Raw genomic sequence first — 17,638 nt, forward strand, 5'->3', positions numbered from 1 at the left:
ATAAAATTGTCAGAAAATCATCATATCGTATTGATTGGGGCTGGCAATGTAGCTTGGCACATGGGGCGTCGTTTTCTGGCTTGTGGACACGACATCAGCTTTGTCTACAGTCGTACTGCTGCAAAAGCTGAAGTGCTGGGCGAAGAATTAAACTGCCCTGCTTCCGCAAAATTAGCAGAGGTTCCTGCTAGCGCAGATTTGTATTTATTGTTAGTTCCCGATGGGGCCATTGAAGAGACTGCTTCCGCACTACAGAAGTATATTACCTCTACCTCTTTGGTGATGCATGCCTCTGGGGCCACGCCTGCTGATGTGCTTGCTCCTTACTTTGAGCACTATGGTGTTTTCTATCCTCTGCAGACCTTCTCTAGAGAGCGAGAACTAGATTTTACGGAAGTACCATTGTGTCTTTACACTGCGCAGGAAGTAGATTACCAAAGTGTAGCATCACTTGCAAAAACGTTGGTAAAAAAAGTCTACCCCGTAGGTGATGAACAGCGAGCTCAGTTGCATTTGGCTGCGGTATTTGTCAATAATTTCACCAATTATCTACAGTACATCGGACAGGAGATTACTCAGGAGAATCATTTACCTGCTACTTTGCTACAGCCTTTACTCAAGGAAACCATCGCAAAACTAGATGACTTAGCTCCTGCCGTCGCTCAGACTGGTCCTGCCATTAGAAATGATGTCGCTACGATTGAACGGCACTTAAATATGCTAAAGGATCACCCACAATGGGCAGCGTTATACAAGCAACTTAGTGCAGGAATAACCAAGGATTTGAGCTAATACGTCATCAGCTCAAAAACTACCGTTTCATCCCGTCCCATAAACTGATGGAACGTAACAGATGCAGAATCCGGTTGCCAATAAATATGACCACTCCCAAGGCCGGAGAGAAAATCGAGCCCATTAAGGTTACAGTTAAAATCCAAATCAGGGCTAGCAGCAAATTCAGGCAAAGCCCGCTGTAATACCTTCTGAGCGGGCATAGGATCGGCCGTAGCAAATAGTTTACTCACAAGGTTCGGCCCTTTCAATCCTAGAAAGAGGACATAACTGGTATCTGTACCTTGATGCATATAATACCCGGCAAGGTCAGCAGGATGCAAAGGTCGCAAGAGCTTAAACCGGTCATGGTCATAGTTAGCCAAAGGGGTGTACTGAGGCTTGTCATGATCCCCTTCTTCTCCTATTCCTCCAATAAACAAGCGCAACTGTTCTTCTTCAATAATAGCATAAATGTACTCCTCATAGCCCGCCCAAAAGCCTCCTACTGCCGTAATAGCTGCGGAAGGTATTCCTTTGGCAGCGTAAGCTTCTGGCAAGATAGTATCACAAGCACTCACTTCTGCAAGCTTCACCTTATTCTCTTGCAACATAGCATAAACGGCATAGCGAGGCAAATCTTCATCGTCACTCAACGATTCACAATTCAATTGCACTTGAGACCACGCCTTTTTAGCTGCTTCCAGATCGGTTTCTTCAGGACCGCAACCCATTAATAAACAGCAGACTAGCAAGAGTAGGAAATTATTTTGCATATTTTTTTACTGAAATTGCTGAAAAAAATTGACATTTTTGGGAACAAAAATTATCTTTGCATCGCTTTGAAAGCAAGGGGTTCCAAAACGTTGGAAATTTTGCTTAAAGATAAGCAAATTAACATGGTGAGTATAGCTCAGTTGGTTAGAGCGCTGGATTGTGATTCCAGAGGTCGCCGGTTCAAATCCGGTTATTCACCCTCTCATAAAGCCGATTCCTTTTGGAGTCGGCTTTTTTTATTTAGGGAACTCGCAAAAAAACAATCTACAAATTTCACTTTATCCATCATCAGGTTTTACTTGCGTAGCCCGCTATGTTGCGAAACATTCGATTTGTCTAAAGAAAAATTCGCTACGTCCTTTGCGTAGATTATTTATTTCCTCATCCCTACCAATTGGTGAATGCAGCATTGAAGATATCTTCCGTTAATTGCGCCAGAATATCTTCAACAGCTTGGGTTTGTACACTGGCCAATTCTGTAGTAGCTGGAAAATCGAAAAAGAAAGAAAAGTTTTTCTTAAAGCCGTCCTCCTCGTTTTTATTACTGATATACTCTACAGCGGTAACAATAGTCAAGCGGTTGATAGCGCTGCTTTCTCCAGGTTGAGGTGCTTCGGCAGAAACCCGAAAATCCACAATTGAACCCTGAAACTCTACATCTGGTGTAGTTTCATTCAAGATCAATCTACTTTCACGTCGAATTTTCTCTTTCAAGGCTTCAGAGGTTTCAATAGCCAAAGTAGGAGGTGCATTCAGGGCATTGTTCTTAAACTGCCCCACGTAGTAGGTAGTCACATCTGCGGGAATACTGATTCCACGAAAAGAATAACCATTATTGCCGCATTGCCAACAATGCAAGCTCAAAAACACCAGCAAGAGGAACAAATACTTTTTCATATAAGAGGTAACGCAGATTAGGTTCTATAAATTCTTTGTTAAAACCACCTTTGACGTTGCGCAAAAAAAACAAGTCAAGCCTTGGTGGTACGAGATGCGCATCTAAACATACATAATAAAAGCAATCCCGAATTCTGGCTTAGGCCAAAATCCGGGATGAGTCTTTTTACATCTTGCTTATTGTATCAAAGGCTCGCCGATAAACACTTTGACTTCAGGAGAAATTTTGACCCTGATTTTAACAATCAGAGGCTCCTGAATATCCGCATAAATACGGCGATGCAAGCTGTAAGTCGTTTTGATCGTTGACAAAACAGTACGCAATGCAGCACTATTACCTTCTTTAGCGAGAAGCTCTTCGAGGCGCTCGGCAGAGAAATCTGCGTGAGCACCTTTTAAATCCACTTCCAAAGAAGGGCTCAGCGCAACACCAAGCGCAAAACTTTCGACTTTAAGCCCGTAGATTTCCAATTGCGGAAACACCTGTAACCAGTCTTCAATCAGACTATAAGTCTTTTCTTTTGCTCCAGTGCTCAAGTTATTGGCCTGTTCCCTGATGGTGCCGCTGGCATCTTGCAGGGTTTTGACTATTTTATCAATCATAACCTTAGTATTTCTTAGTTCTTCTTGAACTTGATGCTTCCGCCTGTGTCCGGTTGGTCTTCCAGGATGTCGAGGAATTTGTAGGAAACGACAACGGTTTTTCCATCAACTTCTGCATTCTCAATGGTTGTCTTCTTCACCTTGCCAGGTAAATGGTATGTCGTAGTGAAAGAAGCATCGGCCATCATCATCTTCATCATGCCGATCGTTTCTTCATCCATTTCGCCGAGCATTCCTGCTGCATCACCAGCGTCTACCACCCTGTTTAGGGTACGTCCGGACAAGTCCCAGGTAGAACTGCTATTGGCCATTGCGCCGCCGCCCATCAGGCCGCTCATACCGCCTTGCTCACCACCCTCTTCGTTTAGCTTAGAGAAGGTTTTCTGGAAGTCATTCAGTTCACTCATTGATTGGAAGGGGAAGGTGATGACAAACTTACCCACCTTCTCTGACTCACTCATCTTCATCCGCATCTCTGTACGGTCAAGAATTGCACGGTCTTTGTCGGTTAAGGTAGCAGGCAGGCCGCCTTCTTGCATATCCGAAAAAGAAATGAGGGAATCAATTTCGAGAACTTCCCGACCGGTTTCCTCTTTCATCCCTTGCTTCATCATTTCTCCCATGAAAGGGTCATTGAGCATACCGCTCATGTCGATGGTTATCTGATACTTGCCGGTGCCGTCATTATTAAGATAAACGTCTTCCAACATTTCAAAACAACCTGATGTGGCTAGTGCCAATACAAGGCAAACCACGTAAGAAAAATACTTCATTCGCTTTTTTTTGCCAAGGTAAGGAAAAGCACGCGCAAAGGGAATCAAGGAAAGACGAAATGCTTAATTTTATAATGAGCACCTCTTTCCGAAAACCAAAAGCCCGTTGGTTCGTTTTTATACCTGTACTGATAAACCTGACGATTAGCTATGAATTTACCCCAGACCTTAGGCGAACTAAAAGCCACTGGTTACCAGCCCCGCTCTATCAAAGAAGAGATGCGGGAAAATTTGATTAAGAAACTACAGTCAAAAGAGCCCATCTTTCCAGGAGTCATTGGTTTTGACGATACCGTCATTCCGGATGTAGAGCGAGCGATTTTGTCCCGTCATAATATTCTTTTACTGGGTTTGCGTGGGCAGGCAAAGACGAGAATTGCCCGTCTACTGATTCATCTATTGGATGAATACATGCCTATCGTCAGTGGCAGTGAGTTGAACGATGATCCTCTTCAGCCCCTCTCCCGTTATGCCCTCGATTTGATTGCAGAAAAAGGAGACGACACCCCTGTTGAATGGCTTCACCGAGATGAACGTTATGTGGAAAAGCTGGCAACCCCTGATGTAAGTGTTGCCGATCTCATTGGTGATGTTGACCCCATCAAAGCTGCCACACTGAAGCTGCCTTATTCCGACCAGCGGGTTATTCATTTTGGCCTTGTACCGCGTGCACACCGCTCTTTGTTTGTACTCAACGAATTACCGGACTTACAGGCACGTATTCAGGTATCTCTATTTAATATCTTGCAGGAAGGTGATATTCAGATTCGTGGATTCAAACTGCGTTTGCCGTTAGACATCCAGTTTGTGTTTACCGCCAATCCTGAGGATTACACCAACCGTGGTAGCATCATTACCCCGCTCAAGGATAGAATTGAAAGTCAAATACTGACGCACTATCCTAAAACAATTGACATCGCCCGGCAGATTACCAGTTTGGAAGCAGATTTGGCAGACAGCCAAAAGGCCAATATTCAAGTTGCAGATTTGCTTCAGATTATGCTGGAGCAAATTGCCTTTAATGCGCGTGAGAGTGAATACATTGATGATAAGAGTGGTGTATCTGCTCGCTTGACGATTGCGGGTTACGAAAATCTGGTGAGTACTGCCGAGCGTCGGATGCTTATCAATGGAGAAGCAAACACCCAAGGCCGTATTACTGACTTTTGGGGCGTTGTTCCTGCTATTACCGGAAAGGTAGAGCTGGTTTATGAAGGAGAACAAGAAGGCTCCTACAATGTCGCTATGCTCCTGTTGGGCGAGGCTGTTCAAATCGCTTTTCTCGATCATTTCCCTAACCCAGAAGAGGTTAGCCGTGCAGAGGACAAAGACCCTTACGGCACCATTCGCACTTGGTTTGGAGCTGGAAATACCCTTGACTTATTCAATGATTCCAGCGACAAAGATTACCGCCAGGCATTGGACAATGTCGCCGGTTTGAAAAAACTAGTAACTTCTACCGTCAACAACCTCAATGAAGCAGAAACTTATCTCTTCATGGAGTTGGTAATTCATGGCCTGGTAGAGTTTGATGTACTCAACAAAGATACGTTGGAAAACAGCCTTACCTTCCGCGACTTACTCGCCAACATGCTGGATGATAACGATATGTTTGACGGGTTTAATGACAATTGATTGTGTCATCTATATAAAACACAGATCAAACGGATTTAACTGATCTACACCGCATTTTTTTTACAAGGCGCATCATAGGAGACTATGATGCGCCTTGTAGCTGCAGCATACGCTGAAAACGAAAAACGCTTATTAAGTCTCAAGTACCCTACGCTTTCTTAAACACTTCGGCCATCATACAGCGAGCGCTTCCTCCGCCATACGACTCAATGGTATCCAGTGGACTGTGAAGAAGGTTGGTATGTAATTTCAGCTGCTCAATTTGCTCGCTGTTAAGCGAATTGTAAGCCTGTGAAGACATGGCAAGATAAGTTTGCTCGTTTGCCCCTTGCACTTGTAACATGTTGCCCGCAAAGGCCTTCATTTGTTCTCGGGTAATAGAGACGATGTCTTTGCCCGTCTGGGTTAACATATCGGTCACTTCTCTTCTTTGTACAGCATCCGTGATGGTATCAAGACAAATTACACAGAAATTTGTTCCTAAGGCCATCATCACATTGGTATGATAAATCGGTAATCCGTTCATATCATAGCTTTCGAAAAGCACCTTTTCAAAGCCCATCCATAAGGCAAACTCATCCAACAAACCTTCGTCGGTACGAATACTACGACAAGCATAGACAATTCTGTTGTCTCTATCCAGGATCATGCTCCCTGTTCCTTCTAAAAAGCGCTCTGACAGTTCTCGCTTTTCGAGGCGAATATGCTTATCAAAACCAAAATCCTTGATCAATTGGGCTACCACATCTTCTCGACGTTCCAATCTACGCATAGGTGCATACATTGGATAGGTGATCACGGATCCATCCTCGTGGGTAGAAAACCAATTGTTGGGAAAAACAGCATCGTGCTTCAAGGGCGTGTTGCTGTCTTCAACGACAATTACCACTACGCCAGCCTCTCTGAGAGTGGCAACAAAAGCATCGAATTCGGCTTGAGCGCGGGTATTTATTTCTTTTCCAGAAAGGGATTTATCATTGGTCTGGAATGCATTGTTCCCCGCAGTTTCGATATTGTATCCAAAGTTTGCAGGACGAACCATCAAGATGGTATCGGTAATTTGTGTGGTGTGCATTGGCTAATAATTTGGTGCGACAAAGAAAGGGAGAATTTACGTAATAAGGGTGAAAAAAATCGGAAGTGGGAAGTGGGAAATCGGAAGTTTAAAAAGGTGTAAAAGTTGCGTAAGTGTAATAGTGTAAAGGTCGACGTCAGCGCTTCAAAACGCTTATAAAGTCTCCTTTCGGTGTCTTTGGTAGTTAAAAATCGTAATTCATTACGCTCTGCAAATTTGATAAAGCACTCCTGACTTGCCTTCAAAATCAAAGGTTTCCACGAATTGCATCCCGATTTTTTCTAGCACTCGAATAGAAGCTTCATTTTCGACTTGTGCCCGGCCAATGATACAGGATAAGTTGAGTCCTTCAAAACCGTACTTTAAGCAAGCAGTTGCAGCTTCGGTAGCATATCCACGCCCCCAAAATTGCTTATGGAAACGAAACCCAAGATCGACATTACCCGTGCCGGGGTGATATTTCAAGCCACAAAAGCCCAGATATTCCTCGGTTGTTCGGTCCAGGACGGTCCATCTTCCGTAGCCGTATTTTTGGTAATGTTGATAGCCTATCAAAAAGGCTTCTGCCTCGGTTATATCTGTAAAAGGCGCATCGCCGGTGTATTGCAAAACCAGGGGGTCATTGTTCATTAGAAAGAAGCCAAGCGCATCCTCCTTTTGGAACTTTCGTAGCAAGAGCCGGTCTGTCGTTATTTTGAATTCGGACATAATCACTAGATTGTGGGCTACAAAGTAGGATACAAAATACAAGACCAACAAATAAATACAGATGGTACTGACGATAATACTAGCAGTAGGTTTCCCTTTTTTAGCGCTGCTCCTCGAAAAAAGCGACCGTTTGCCCTCTTTCTTTAGTGCCGTGGTTTTATGCTATGCTTTTGGCATCATCATCGGCAATATCGCTCCTCACCTTGTCCATGAATCAACCGCGGAGCAACTCGCTGCTGCGGGTATGATTATTGCCTTACCGATGCTCCTTTTTGGAGCCAACATCAAAGAAAACTGGCGGTTGGCGGGCCCTGGCTTAGCAGCTTATGGACTGTGTGCAGTTGCTGGACTTATAGGCACTGCACTAGCCGCTTACTATTTTCAGGAAAGCCAAACTGATGGTTGGAAAGTAGCAGGCATGCTGACGGGGCTGTATACCGGTGGCACTCCTAATATGCAGGCAATTGGAATAGCTGTTGATGCCCCTGGAGATTATGTCGTGCTATTGCAGGCCGCAGATATCGTAGGTGGTGGTGTTTACCTATTGATGTTGATGACTTTCATACACCCTTTTCTGGGGCGATTTCTACCCAGTTTTTCCACTAATCAGTCTGACCAACAAGAAGAAGATATTGTTCAAGAAACAGGTAAGGGTTTTCGGTTCCTGCCTACGATAATCAGTTTGGGTGTGGGGATTGCGGCAGCAGGGCTTACTTATTTATTCACAGGGGATATCGGTAAGAATACGACCCTGCTCATTTTGCTCCTGACTACTTTTAGCCTTGGACTTTCTTTCTTTCCCAAAATCAGCAACTTGCGTGGTGCTTATGTTCAAGGAGAATACTTTCTTCTCATTTTCTGTGTGGCACTAGGCTTGATGGCCAATTTCCAAAAACTGCTGGGAGAAGGATTGCCTTTACTTGCTTTTTCACTGGTAGCATTGATCAGCACTATTCTGATCCATTGGTTACTAGCTAAAATTTTCAAAATCGACCGAGATACCGTGATGATTAGCTCGACGGCAGCACTCTACGGCCCTGTATTTATAGCGCAGGTAACTACCGCTATCAATAATCGCCGTTTATTGGCACCGGGTATCGCCTTGTCTTTACTTGGGCTGGCCGTAGGAAATTACCTTGGCATTGGGGTTGCTTATTTGGCGAAGTGGTTGTTGGCGCAGTTTTAGCGTTGTCCCCTCGAACCAAAATTCAAGCTGAACAATAAAATTGTAGATACGTTTCACTACTTCACTGAATAAACCTCTGCTATGCGTACCAAAACCTTACAAGCCCTCAATGTGATTGGATTTTTGCTGGTGTTATTACTCAACACGCTGGCCAATACACTTCCACTTAACGGTTACAATACGGGCGAGTTATCAGATCGGTACCCCAACTTTTTTGTACCTGCAGGCTTCACCTTTAGTATCTGGGGGATTATCTATTTGCTGCTTATTGTTTTCATTATTTATCAGCTGCGTAGTTGGTGGAAAAAGCAAGATGTGGATATGGGGTTCGTGCAAAAAATCGGACCGTGGTTTTTTATTTCTTGTCTGGCCAACGCCAGTTGGATTCTTGCTTGGCATTATCTACAGATTACCCTCAGCTTACTGATTATGTTGATTATCCTGGGGAGCTTAATCATCATCTACCTTAGGCTGGGCATTGGTGAATCGACACCGACTCCGTCCGCGAACAAGTGGGCCGTGCGGCTTCCCTTCAGTATTTATCTTGGTTGGATTACGGTGGCAACGATTGCCAATGTCACTACCCTTCTTGTAGATAATGGCTGGCAAGGCGGAGCGATCAGCCCTATCAATTGGGCTGCTATAATGATTGTTATTGCTGGATTAATCGGAATTTTTATTCTCGTCAAAAGGGCCGACGTTGGTTTTGTGTTGGTTTTAATTTGGGCCTTCTATGGTATCTACGCCAAGCAATCTGGAAATACGACCGCTGATGTTGACAGTATCCTTTTAGCGGCCAAAGTAGTAATAGCCTTACTCGCTGTAGCTGCGGCCAGTAAGTTCAAAAAATGGTTGACGGTGTAGTGAATTTTAGCCCCCGTCAGTGGGGTGCGATTTCCAACTTTAGGTGCGAGGTGCAGTCGGAAGTGCGGGGTGCGATCAACTCCGCTAACTTACCGGTGCCCAGGAACNNCGCAGGCATAGCCCAAAGAAAAATGGCTAAACCTGTCCTACCCCATCTACGAGATGAACAACCAGCTCTTCTCCTTGTTTTCCAAACTCAGCCTCATAAGCTGCTAGAGCATCGCTTACGAAAGCTTCCCGAACGTCTTTACGTACCAGATTCAGCGTGCAGCCCCCAAAACCACCGCCCATGATGCGAGCACCGTATACACCTGGATGACGGAAAGCTTGCGTGAAAAGAAAATCAATTTCGGGGCAACTGACTTCATAATCCATTGCCAAGCCTAGCTGGGTGAGATTAAGTAACTGTCCTGCTTTTTTAGCATCGCCAGCAGCCAAGGCATCAATCATGGCGAGTGTTCGATAATGCTCGCCTACGATATAGCGACATCGCTGGTAAACCTTACCCGGAAATTCTTCTTTGAGCTGCTCGACCTGTGGTGGAGTAGCATCGCGTAGGGATTTGATCTCAGGAAAATGTTGCTGCAAAACCGCTACGCCTTGTGCGCATTCTTCCACTCGCTTAATGTAAGCAGACTCGGCGAGGTTATGGCTCACCTTGGAATTGAGTAGCACCCACTCGCAGCCTTCGATAGCTACTGGCACTTTGCGATATGACAGGTCTCGGCAATCCAGCATAATCGCATGGTCTTTTACGCCATTGAGACTGGCAAACTGGTCCATGATACCGCAGGGAATGCCTACAAATTCGTGAGAAGATTGCTTTGCTAATTGTGCCAACTCCGGGCCACTGTAACCTGCTTCTAGCAACAAGTTCCAGCTCATAGCCATTCCGCATTCCAAAGCAGCGGAAGAGCTTACACCTGCCCCAACGGGAAGGTTGCCACCAAAAACAACATCTAGGCCGATCAATTCGTGGCCACGTTGTGAAAACTGGTCAGCAATCCCCAATAAATAATTGATCCAGAGAGACTTACCCGACTTCACTTCAACCAAATCAACAACCGCTGATTCTTCAATATCTAAAGCCCAAAAACGCAATTGTTGGGTACCATTGGGCCTGACTGCAAAATACAAAGCCCGGTCAATCGCTCCTGGCAATACCAAGCCTTGATTATAATCGGTATGCTCTCCTATGATATTAATACGCCCCGGCGCGCGTAAAAGAAGTGCCGGGGCGTAAGTAGTAAGCGCCTGAAATTGGCGACTTATTGATTCTTTATTATGCATCATTATTCGTCCTCCATGTCCATGTTATGAAAGACATTGACGACATCATCATCATCTTCTAATCTTTCGATCAGCTTAATCATCGCTTCAACACCATCATCATCCAATTTCTTGGTATGCGAAGGCACCCGGATTAGTTCTGCTGTATCCACTGCAATTTTGCGTTCTTCGAGTGCCTGCTGCATCGCGCCAAAATCTTCGAAAGCGGTATAGAGGACAAAAAGGTCATCTTCTGTGCCTAGTTCTTCCAGCCCATGATCGATCAGTTCTAGTTCCAGCTCTTCCTGATCAAGGCCTTCTGCTTTCACTTTGAACACACCACGGCGCGTAAACATATATTCGACTTCACCAGAGTTACCAAGGCTGCCTCCTCCTTTAGAAAATTGCAGGCGCATGCTAGCGACAGTACGATTGGTATTATCCGTAGCGGTTTCTACCATTACAGCAATACCATTGGGGCCGTAACCTTCGTAAATAACTTCAGCGTAATTTTCTGAATCTTTAGACAGGGCCCGCTTGATGGCGGCATCCACATTGGCCTTAGGCATGTTGGCCGTCTTGGCATTCTGGACTGCAATCCTTAAGCGTGGATTGTAATCGGGTTCTCCGCCACCGTCCTTGACCGCCATTGCGATCTCTCTACCAATCTTAGTGAAGACTTTAGCCATAGAGGCCCAGCGCTTCATTTTCCTCGCTTTCCGATATTCAAATGCTCTTCCCATGGTTTTATTTGATCAGTAAAATCCTGTTCTATTGATTTTAAGCTTTTATTTCTGCAAAAGTATAAAATGAGCAGCAAAAAAAACAATAATTTAACCTGCTGCAAATTCACAATACATACGGTAGCCGTTCGGGGTTTCTATAAAAAAATAATAGAGTGCGCTACTATCTCGATCCGCTTCGGCTGCATCGTATTCGTAAGTTACACCAAATACATAGAACTCCATATTCGGCTCAGCGATTACTTTTTCATTGCATCCCTGACAATATTCCTCCTCACACAAATGTGCTGCATAGATTACCTTTTCTTTTTCGCTGCTGTACTCTCGCTGCCCAATCATATTCACAACAAACCCAGGGCTGGTAGAATATTCAGGATGAATGATACTACTGACAAAGGCTGTATCCCCTTGGTTAGCTGCTACAAGTAGTTTTTGCAAAAACACCTTAAACTCTTTTGCTATTTCCCCTGAAAATTCAATATCCTCCAATTGAATGGCGGCTTTCTGCGTAGCGTGTGCTCTTTCTAGCGATTGAATCAAGGCAAGGTTATGAGCATCTACACTCGTGAGTTTACCACTAACATCGTCATTATTAACAGCGTAGCCTTGGGCTGCAAAAGTGGCATTGAGTTCCTCATTTTTGAAGCGATACCCGTGGTAAGCATATATTTCGTTGCGAAACATAGCCAATTCCTCCTTGGTCTTTCCTTCCAAAAAAGATGGCTCCAACTGCTGTTTGTGATCAAAGCGATAAGCAGGTAGCTTTTCTACTTCCGTTATATTTGTTTCCGCTGTTTGTGCCTGCTGACTTGCCGCTTCCTCCTGTTTTTGTACTTGATCATTGGTACACGAAAACAGGAAAATTATTATCCCTCCCAGCCAATAGAACTTCAAATTCATTATCGCCATTATTTTACTTGTGAAGGCCCAAAGGTATTTATTAGATATTGGCAGAAGCCTAAATAAATGAATAATTCTGCCAGTAACAGGTTGCCTACCCAACTCATCCAAGCATTCGTAATGTAGGTTTCAATAGGGTACGTCCCAAAAAAAGCAGGCAATACGTAGGCGTATATTCGTAAGCTGATTGCTGCCAGTGCAAGGGCATAGCTGCGCAGCATAAATTTGCTGTGTTCCATCCAGTTTCCTTCCCTGGCGTACTTTAGCGCAAGCGCCGTCATCAGCCACCATAATACGCTTTGAAAAACAAAAGCCACCTTGGCAGGTAAGCCTCCATTAGCATGTAAAGCAATGACAAAGCCGGAAGGCGCGCTTAAAAGCAAAACGATACCTACATAGAACTTCCCCAACAGTTGATGCCATCGAGGTGAATAACGAAAAAATGAGCTTGAAAACTGTAAGCCCCCTATCAGCAGCACGAAAATACTAGAAAAAACATGCGTATAAAATGCAAGGAGGTAATGTGACTGCTGGATAACACTTTGCTTAGCAATGAGCAGTCCCGTTGTTGGAGCAAAGTCCGAATAAGACCAAGTTTTGATCACCAGGAAGTAACCATAATAAAGGATAATTATACCCACCATGTATTTTACGAAACGCCAAACTGAGGGCATACTTCTCTATTGTTTAGTATTGGTCAAAAATAACGTTCCCTTGCTATATGCCCGTTACTAAGTGCCGGGTATAAAATGCACACGGTAGTCTATAGACCGAATAGATTAAAATGTTTTTCCTATTTTTGAAAAACGAAAGCTCAAATCAATTTTGTGCTGTTCTTTTTTCTTCTAAAACTCAAACCTGACCCATTATGATCTATGCCCTAGTCGTTGCCATCGACCAGTATCCCATTGCGCACCATCGTTTAAATGGCTGTGTCAATGATGCAAAATCACTGGTTGCTTACCTAGAAGGTAACTACGACTGTGAAGAAATATCAATCAAGACCATTTTTGACAAGGATGCTACCAAGGCGAATATTGTCGCTGGATTCAAGCATTTCCAGGCGGCTAAAGCCGAAGATACTTGCTTACTTTATTATAGTGGACACGGATCACAAGTCGTCTCGCCAACTGAATTCCATCACATTGATCCTGATGGTAAGCTTGAGACACTCGTCTGTTGGGATAGTCGTATCGCATCCGGTGGCTACGACTTGATGGACAAAGAATTGTCTTACCTCATCTGGGAGGCTACGCACCAGCATAATCAACACTTCGTTGCTATTTTTGACTGTTGCCATTCTGGTACCAACACCCGCGATGTACGGGTGACTTCACGTATGGCAGAGACGGCTCGTAATATTCCAACTGTTAATGACTTTTGTGGCAAGGAGCGCTACCAAAAAGGCGCAGCTACTGCCGGGCGTATTGATTTAACACCTCCCCGAGGTCGCCACGTAGCACTTGCGGCAGCGAGTGCCAGTGAGACAGCCAAAGAACTTCGCATTGGCGAAACGACCAGAGGTGCATTTACGTACAACCTTATTTCTTTACTGGAACAGTACAACGGGCAGCTCACTTACAGCCAGTTAATTAGTAATTTAAAAGTACTCGTATCTAACTACGTCGAGAAACAATCGCCTCAGATTGATGCTTCCGTCGAAGAGGATAAAAAGCGTTATTTCTTAGGCCAGTTGCCTAAGACAAAAGCACCGAGCTATACCGTAAATTTTGATAAAAAAGCAGATAGCTGGGTAGTAAACGCTGGTGCTATCCACAACTGGCCCGCTGACCGTGCGGGAGAGATACAACTAAGTGTCGACAATATCCAAATGAAGGTCACCAAGGTTGACATGATGCACTCGGAATTGGCCGACAGTTCCAAGCTCGACAAATCAAAATCCTACCTCGCCAAACTCGAACAACTGCCCGCTCGACAAATCAAGATTGCCTTGGCCAAGGATAATGAAGCCGAAGGCAATAAAATCATCAAGCAAGCACTCAAAGATCGGGCGACACCCATTTATTTCGAATTCACCGACAATCCAGATCAGGCTGATTATTGGGCAAGAGCCATCGATAATACCCTACGCCTGACCTTTCCAGGAGAAGATCGTCCGGTATTCCGCCGTTTAAAGGGCTACACCTCTGACAATGCAATGATTTTCCTGGATGATACCGAGAGTGTTGCGCATTGGCACCACGTCAAGAATATCAATAATCCTCGGACTACGCTTAAACGCGATGATTACCAGATTGAGCTTTTGCGGGTAGATCAACCCGGTGCATGGTTGGAAGATGACGATTGCCCCGCAACAGCTGTAAATTGGCAAGAGGAAGTCGTTTTTAATTATGATTACGACGCTACCAAAGAGGGTGATGAAAAATGGCTACAGCCAGCCTTCAGAATGAAAGTCAAGAACACAAGTAAAAGGAAACTTTACTTTAGTGTTGTAAATATGCAAGCCGATTATGCCGTGAAAAACAAATTCATGGCATTGGAAGTATTAGAAGAAGGTGAAGAAGCTTGGTTATTGGATCGCATGGACAATGGAGATACTTACAAGTGTATCGCACTAGGGGTAGATGATGCGTTTCTGGCTCACGGTGTCAACGAACTCACGGAGTACATGAAGGTGTTTGTGAGTACTTTGGAACTCTCTACTGATGACTTCAACCAGGAAGCCCTGGAAATGGATAATCCCACACATGTTACCTTAAAAGCAGGTCGTAACCCAGCCAACCAGTCTCCTAAACACGATTGGACGGTAGAAGATATTATTTTAAAGACCGTCCGGCCAACCCGTGAAGTACAAGTTGGTGGCGGCGAACAAAAAGAGGTAGCCAACGCCATCACCATAGAGATGCCAGCTGGCGTAAGTAGCTTAGCGACGCTAAATTGCCAACCGGAGGCAGCCCGTAACTTATCAGACAGCACTCCCCTACCCGATTTTCCCGCTGGTTGGTCGAACCATGATTTGGCCGAAGGTCTGAGTCAGAAACCACCGGTCAACGTCCTTGAATTTTACAACTCGGAGGGTACCGACAAGGTGAATGCGGATAACCCCATTAAGGTAAAGCTTAATCTGATGCCAACCGAAGATGAGTTTGTCGTTCCTGTCGGTTTTGATCCCGAAACGGGGCTGTATTATCCGATAGGAATGATGGATGAAGACGGCATGGTGTTGATTGAAGATTTGCCCGACCCGACCCCTAGTGGCACCCGCAGCCTGGGAGGCTCCATCAAGATATTCTTCCAGAAAACAGTAGGTAAATACCTGCCTTTTGTGTACCAGCACCCGCAGTTAGCTATAGGCACCTTTGTGGATGCACCACCTGAAGAGAAAGCAGCAGTTGGTATAAAAATTGATTACAACACCGACGCTGCCGCTGTAAAAGCAGCCGTAGCTGGAGCTGATCGCATAGTGATGTACATTCACGGCATCATTGGTGACACGCTGGAGATGCCGAAAAGCATTCGCTTGGTGAAAGATGCTGCCGGCCATACCCTGGAAGACGAATATGACCTGATCCTTACCTTTGATTATGAAAACCTCAATACACCAATTGAGGACACTGCACAGGCAATGAAGGATAAGTTGTTAGCCGTTGGTCTAGGCCCTAACCACGGCAAAACCTTCCACATTGTGGCGCACTCCATGGGTGGCCTTGTGAGTCGTTGGTTCATTGAAAAACTAGAGGGCAACCAGGTTGTCAATCATCTTTATCAATTGGGTACTCCTAACCAAGGCTCCCCCTACGGCTCACTTTATGAAATGGCGACGCCGCTACTGGCGAATGCTGTCAACGGAGCAGCCTTTGTGCAGCCTTATGTTATTCCATTGCGGGTGGTGGGCAAGTTTTTAGATAAACTATTCTTCACCCTCAAGCAGATGAATTCTGATAGTGACTTCCTCAAAGCGCTCAACGATGGCAGTGATCCTGGTATTCCGTATACTATCATTGCGGGTAATACACAGTTGATTCCACCTGCTGTAGCCGGGCCACAGGCGAAGCTGTTACAAAAAGTAATGGCCCGCTTCAAGAGCCGTGGGCACTACGATGCACTTGATTTACTTCTGTTCAAGTCCCCCAATGATATTGCGGTAAGCACGGAGAAAATCAAGGTGATCCCTGGAGGTGCTGAGCGGCAATTTCCGCCAGTGGTTTTGGAGTGCGCTTGTGATCATATCAGCTATTTTGGAAATCCGGCCGGAATAGACAGTATGGCGCAATTGATGCTGGGCGACGATTAGTGACCGCTGTAGTGGGATGTTTTTCACCACATAGGTACATAGGAGCACATAGTTTTTATAGTAGCAAGCCCAAATGTTTCTTGGATAGTGATGATGGATGTACTTTCTCTGTGGCTATGTGGTGAAATGTAGGAGTGTGTTTTTTGCTAAATTTGGATTAGCCTAAATAAACTCCTCTGTGTCTATTGTGGTAAAGAATCCATGAGTTTGATCACATAGACCATAGTTTGATGAAAAAAGGCAGCCACTAGTAAAGTGACTGCCTTTTTTATGTATTGAAGTGATTTGCCTTACTTCACGTAAGATACTTCTTTTACTGCCTTGATAATCTTTTCTGCATTTGGCAGGTAAGCTTCAACAAAAGGAGCAGCATAAGGAAGAGACACATCCGCAGAATTTACGCGAATAACTGGTGCATCCAGGTAGTCAAAGGCGAATTTCTGTACTTCGTAAGCCACCTCGCTAGAAACACCAGCAAATGGCCAAGCTTCGTCTACGACGATGAGGCGATTGGTTTTCTTAACCGATGCGACAATGGTATGATAGTCCAGTGGTCGAATAGTACGTAGGTCGATAACCTCAGCACTGATGCCTTCTTTGGCTAACTCTTCGGCAGCTTCCAGTGTTGGGAGCATCATCTTATTATAAGATACCAAGGTGACATCGGTACCTTCGCGACGTACAGCGGCTTTACCAATGGGTACGAGATACTCTCCTTCTGGCACTTCTCCTTCGAAACCATAAAGCATCTCTGACTCCATCACACAAACAGGATCATTATCGCGAATAGCGGATTTCAATAGTCCTTTGGCATCCGCAGGATCGATACAGGAAATAACCTTCAATCCTGGCGTATTGGCCATCCAGCTTTCGAAAGTCTGCGAGTGCTGCTGTGCCAACTGTCCGGCAGAACCGGACGGACCTCTGAATACAATCGGGCAATTGAACTGCCCAGCTGACTGCGACAAGGTCTTAGCGGCATTGTTCACGATCTGATCAAAAGCCAAAACAGCGAAGTTCCAGGTCATGAATTCAATAATAGGACGCAAGCCGTTCATAGCAGCTCCTACTCCAATACCGGCAAAACCTAGTTCTGCAATTGGCGTGTCGATAACCCTTTTAGGGCCAAACTCATCCAGCATGCCTTTACTTACCTTATAAGCACCATTGTACTCGGCAACT

16 protein-coding genes and 1 tRNA gene are annotated in these 17,638 nt (G+C 44.9%); 6 read left to right on the top strand and 11 right to left on the bottom strand.

The features are described from left to right. Positions 1 to 6 precede the first annotated feature (6 nt). Positions 7 to 792, top strand: coding sequence for a Rossmann-like and DUF2520 domain-containing protein (locus ACRBG0_RS13520; RefSeq protein WP_431487400.1), 786 nt, complete (start codon positions 7 to 9; stop codon positions 790 to 792). Here the strand turns inward: ACRBG0_RS13520 and ACRBG0_RS13525 are convergent. Further along, positions 789 to 1,547 carry a hypothetical protein gene (locus ACRBG0_RS13525; RefSeq protein WP_431487401.1) on the bottom strand — a complete coding sequence of 253 codons (759 nt, stop codon included), beginning with the start codon at positions 1,545 to 1,547 and terminating at the stop codon, positions 789 to 791. The genes ACRBG0_RS13520 and ACRBG0_RS13525 overlap by 4 nt on opposite strands. Before the next feature lie 126 nt (positions 1,548 to 1,673). Here ACRBG0_RS13525 and ACRBG0_RS13530 point away from each other — a divergent pair. Further along, positions 1,674 to 1,747: transfer RNA gene (locus ACRBG0_RS13530), tRNA-His, on the top strand. Between the two features lie 188 nt (positions 1,748 to 1,935). Here ACRBG0_RS13530 and lptE read toward each other — a convergent pair. From lptE to ACRBG0_RS13545, 3 genes are all read right to left on the bottom strand, one after another. Further along, on the bottom strand, positions 1,936 to 2,445 hold the full coding sequence (lptE, locus tag ACRBG0_RS13535; protein WP_431487402.1) for an LPS assembly lipoprotein LptE: 510 nt from the start codon (positions 2,443 to 2,445) through the stop codon (positions 1,936 to 1,938). 177 nt (positions 2,446 to 2,622) lie between these two features. After that, positions 2,623 to 3,048 (bottom strand): hypothetical protein, encoded by a 426-nt coding sequence (locus ACRBG0_RS13540; RefSeq protein ID WP_431487403.1) that lies wholly within the window; start codon positions 3,046 to 3,048, stop codon positions 2,623 to 2,625. A gap of 14 nt (positions 3,049 to 3,062) precedes the next feature. After that, on the bottom strand, positions 3,063 to 3,821 hold the full coding sequence (locus ACRBG0_RS13545; protein WP_431487404.1) for a hypothetical protein: 759 nt from the start codon (positions 3,819 to 3,821) through the stop codon (positions 3,063 to 3,065). A gap of 150 nt (positions 3,822 to 3,971) precedes the next feature. On the opposite strand from ACRBG0_RS13545, the gene ACRBG0_RS13550 reads away from it, so the two are divergent. After that, the gene (locus tag ACRBG0_RS13550; protein WP_431487405.1) at positions 3,972 to 5,456 is read left to right on the top strand and encodes a magnesium chelatase; all 1,485 of its coding nucleotides are present in this window, start codon (positions 3,972 to 3,974) and stop codon (positions 5,454 to 5,456) included. Between the two features lie 148 nt (positions 5,457 to 5,604). Here ACRBG0_RS13550 and ctlX read toward each other — a convergent pair whose 3' ends face one another. Then, positions 5,605 to 6,531, bottom strand: a complete 927-nt coding sequence (gene ctlX / locus ACRBG0_RS13555; RefSeq protein WP_431487406.1) for a citrulline utilization hydrolase CtlX — start codon at positions 6,529 to 6,531, stop codon at positions 5,605 to 5,607. A gap of 201 nt (positions 6,532 to 6,732) precedes the next feature. Next, positions 6,733 to 7,239 carry a GNAT family N-acetyltransferase gene (locus ACRBG0_RS13560; RefSeq protein WP_431487407.1) on the bottom strand — a complete coding sequence of 169 codons (507 nt, stop codon included), beginning with the start codon at positions 7,237 to 7,239 and terminating at the stop codon, positions 6,733 to 6,735. Positions 7,240 to 7,300: 61 nt separating this feature from the next. On the opposite strand from ACRBG0_RS13560, the gene ACRBG0_RS13565 reads away from it, so the two are divergent. Together ACRBG0_RS13565 and ACRBG0_RS13570 are read left to right on the top strand one after the other, a co-directional pair. Next, entirely contained in the window at positions 7,301 to 8,425 is a 1,125-nt protein-coding gene (locus ACRBG0_RS13565; protein ID WP_431487408.1) for a DUF819 family protein, read from the top strand. Between the two features lie 81 nt (positions 8,426 to 8,506). Continuing rightward, complete coding sequence (locus tag ACRBG0_RS13570; RefSeq protein ID WP_431487409.1) at positions 8,507 to 9,289, top strand: hypothetical protein; 783 nt, start codon at positions 8,507 to 8,509, stop codon at positions 9,287 to 9,289. Between the two features lie 135 nt (positions 9,290 to 9,424). On the opposite strand, the gene galK is transcribed toward ACRBG0_RS13570, so the two are convergent. The 4 genes from galK to ACRBG0_RS13590 all read right to left on the bottom strand — a co-directional run bounded on the left by galK (position 9,425) and on the right by ACRBG0_RS13590 (position 12,875). Further along, the gene (gene galK, locus ACRBG0_RS13575; RefSeq protein ID WP_431487410.1) at positions 9,425 to 10,582 is read right to left on the bottom strand and encodes a galactokinase; all 1,158 of its coding nucleotides are present in this window, start codon (positions 10,580 to 10,582) and stop codon (positions 9,425 to 9,427) included. Next, positions 10,582 to 11,301, bottom strand: coding sequence for a YebC/PmpR family DNA-binding transcriptional regulator (locus tag ACRBG0_RS13580; RefSeq protein WP_431487411.1), 720 nt, complete (start codon positions 11,299 to 11,301; stop codon positions 10,582 to 10,584). Before ACRBG0_RS13580 ends, galK begins: the two co-directional genes overlap by 1 nt. A gap of 90 nt (positions 11,302 to 11,391) precedes the next feature. Continuing rightward, a complete protein-coding gene (locus tag ACRBG0_RS13585; protein ID WP_431487412.1) occupies positions 11,392 to 12,201 on the bottom strand; it encodes a YARHG domain-containing protein in 810 nt (269 codons plus the stop codon). An 8-nt stretch (positions 12,202 to 12,209) separates the two neighbouring features. Continuing rightward, the gene (locus tag ACRBG0_RS13590) at positions 12,210 to 12,875 is read right to left on the bottom strand and encodes a DUF2306 domain-containing protein (protein ID WP_431487413.1); all 666 of its coding nucleotides are present in this window, start codon (positions 12,873 to 12,875) and stop codon (positions 12,210 to 12,212) included. A 194-nt stretch (positions 12,876 to 13,069) separates the two neighbouring features. Here ACRBG0_RS13590 and ACRBG0_RS13595 point away from each other — a divergent pair, with 194 nt between their 5' ends. Next, positions 13,070 to 16,456, top strand: a complete 3,387-nt coding sequence (locus ACRBG0_RS13595; RefSeq protein WP_431487414.1) for a caspase family protein — start codon at positions 13,070 to 13,072, stop codon at positions 16,454 to 16,456. A 290-nt stretch (positions 16,457 to 16,746) separates the two neighbouring features. Here the strand turns inward: ACRBG0_RS13595 and ACRBG0_RS13600 are convergent. Then, positions 16,747 to 17,638 (bottom strand): pyruvate dehydrogenase complex E1 component subunit beta (locus ACRBG0_RS13600; protein ID WP_431487415.1); only part of this gene is annotated, 892 nt, incomplete at its 5' end.

This window comes from Lewinella sp., assembly GCF_050633125.1.
Classification (GTDB): domain Bacteria; phylum Bacteroidota; class Bacteroidia; order Chitinophagales; family Saprospiraceae; genus Lewinella.

Coding starts and splice junctions, on each gene's coding strand:
- ACRBG0_RS13595 (WP_431487414.1), top strand. CDS start 13,070: ATGATCTATGCCCTAGTCGTTGCCATCGACCAGTATCCCATTGCGCAC.
- ACRBG0_RS13545 (WP_431487404.1), bottom strand. CDS start 3,821: ATGAAGTATTTTTCTTACGTGGTTTGCCTTGTATTGGCACTAGCCACA.
- ACRBG0_RS13565 (WP_431487408.1), top strand. CDS start 7,301: ATGGTACTGACGATAATACTAGCAGTAGGTTTCCCTTTTTTAGCGCTG.
- ACRBG0_RS13590 (WP_431487413.1), bottom strand. CDS start 12,875: ATGCCCTCAGTTTGGCGTTTCGTAAAATACATGGTGGGTATAATTATC.
- ctlX (WP_431487406.1), bottom strand. CDS start 6,531: ATGCACACCACACAAATTACCGATACCATCTTGATGGTTCGTCCTGCA.
- ACRBG0_RS13540 (WP_431487403.1), bottom strand. CDS start 3,048: ATGATTGATAAAATAGTCAAAACCCTGCAAGATGCCAGCGGCACCATC.
- ACRBG0_RS13525 (WP_431487401.1), bottom strand. CDS start 1,547: ATGCAAAATAATTTCCTACTCTTGCTAGTCTGCTGTTTATTAATGGGT.
- galK (WP_431487410.1), bottom strand. CDS start 10,582: ATGATGCATAATAAAGAATCAATAAGTCGCCAATTTCAGGCGCTTACT.
- lptE (WP_431487402.1), bottom strand. CDS start 2,445: ATGAAAAAGTATTTGTTCCTCTTGCTGGTGTTTTTGAGCTTGCATTGT.
- ACRBG0_RS13570 (WP_431487409.1), top strand. CDS start 8,507: ATGCGTACCAAAACCTTACAAGCCCTCAATGTGATTGGATTTTTGCTG.
- ACRBG0_RS13580 (WP_431487411.1), bottom strand. CDS start 11,301: ATGGGAAGAGCATTTGAATATCGGAAAGCGAGGAAAATGAAGCGCTGG.
- ACRBG0_RS13585 (WP_431487412.1), bottom strand. CDS start 12,201: ATGAATTTGAAGTTCTATTGGCTGGGAGGGATAATAATTTTCCTGTTT.
- ACRBG0_RS13560 (WP_431487407.1), bottom strand. CDS start 7,239: ATGTCCGAATTCAAAATAACGACAGACCGGCTCTTGCTACGAAAGTTC.
- ACRBG0_RS13550 (WP_431487405.1), top strand. CDS start 3,972: ATGAATTTACCCCAGACCTTAGGCGAACTAAAAGCCACTGGTTACCAG.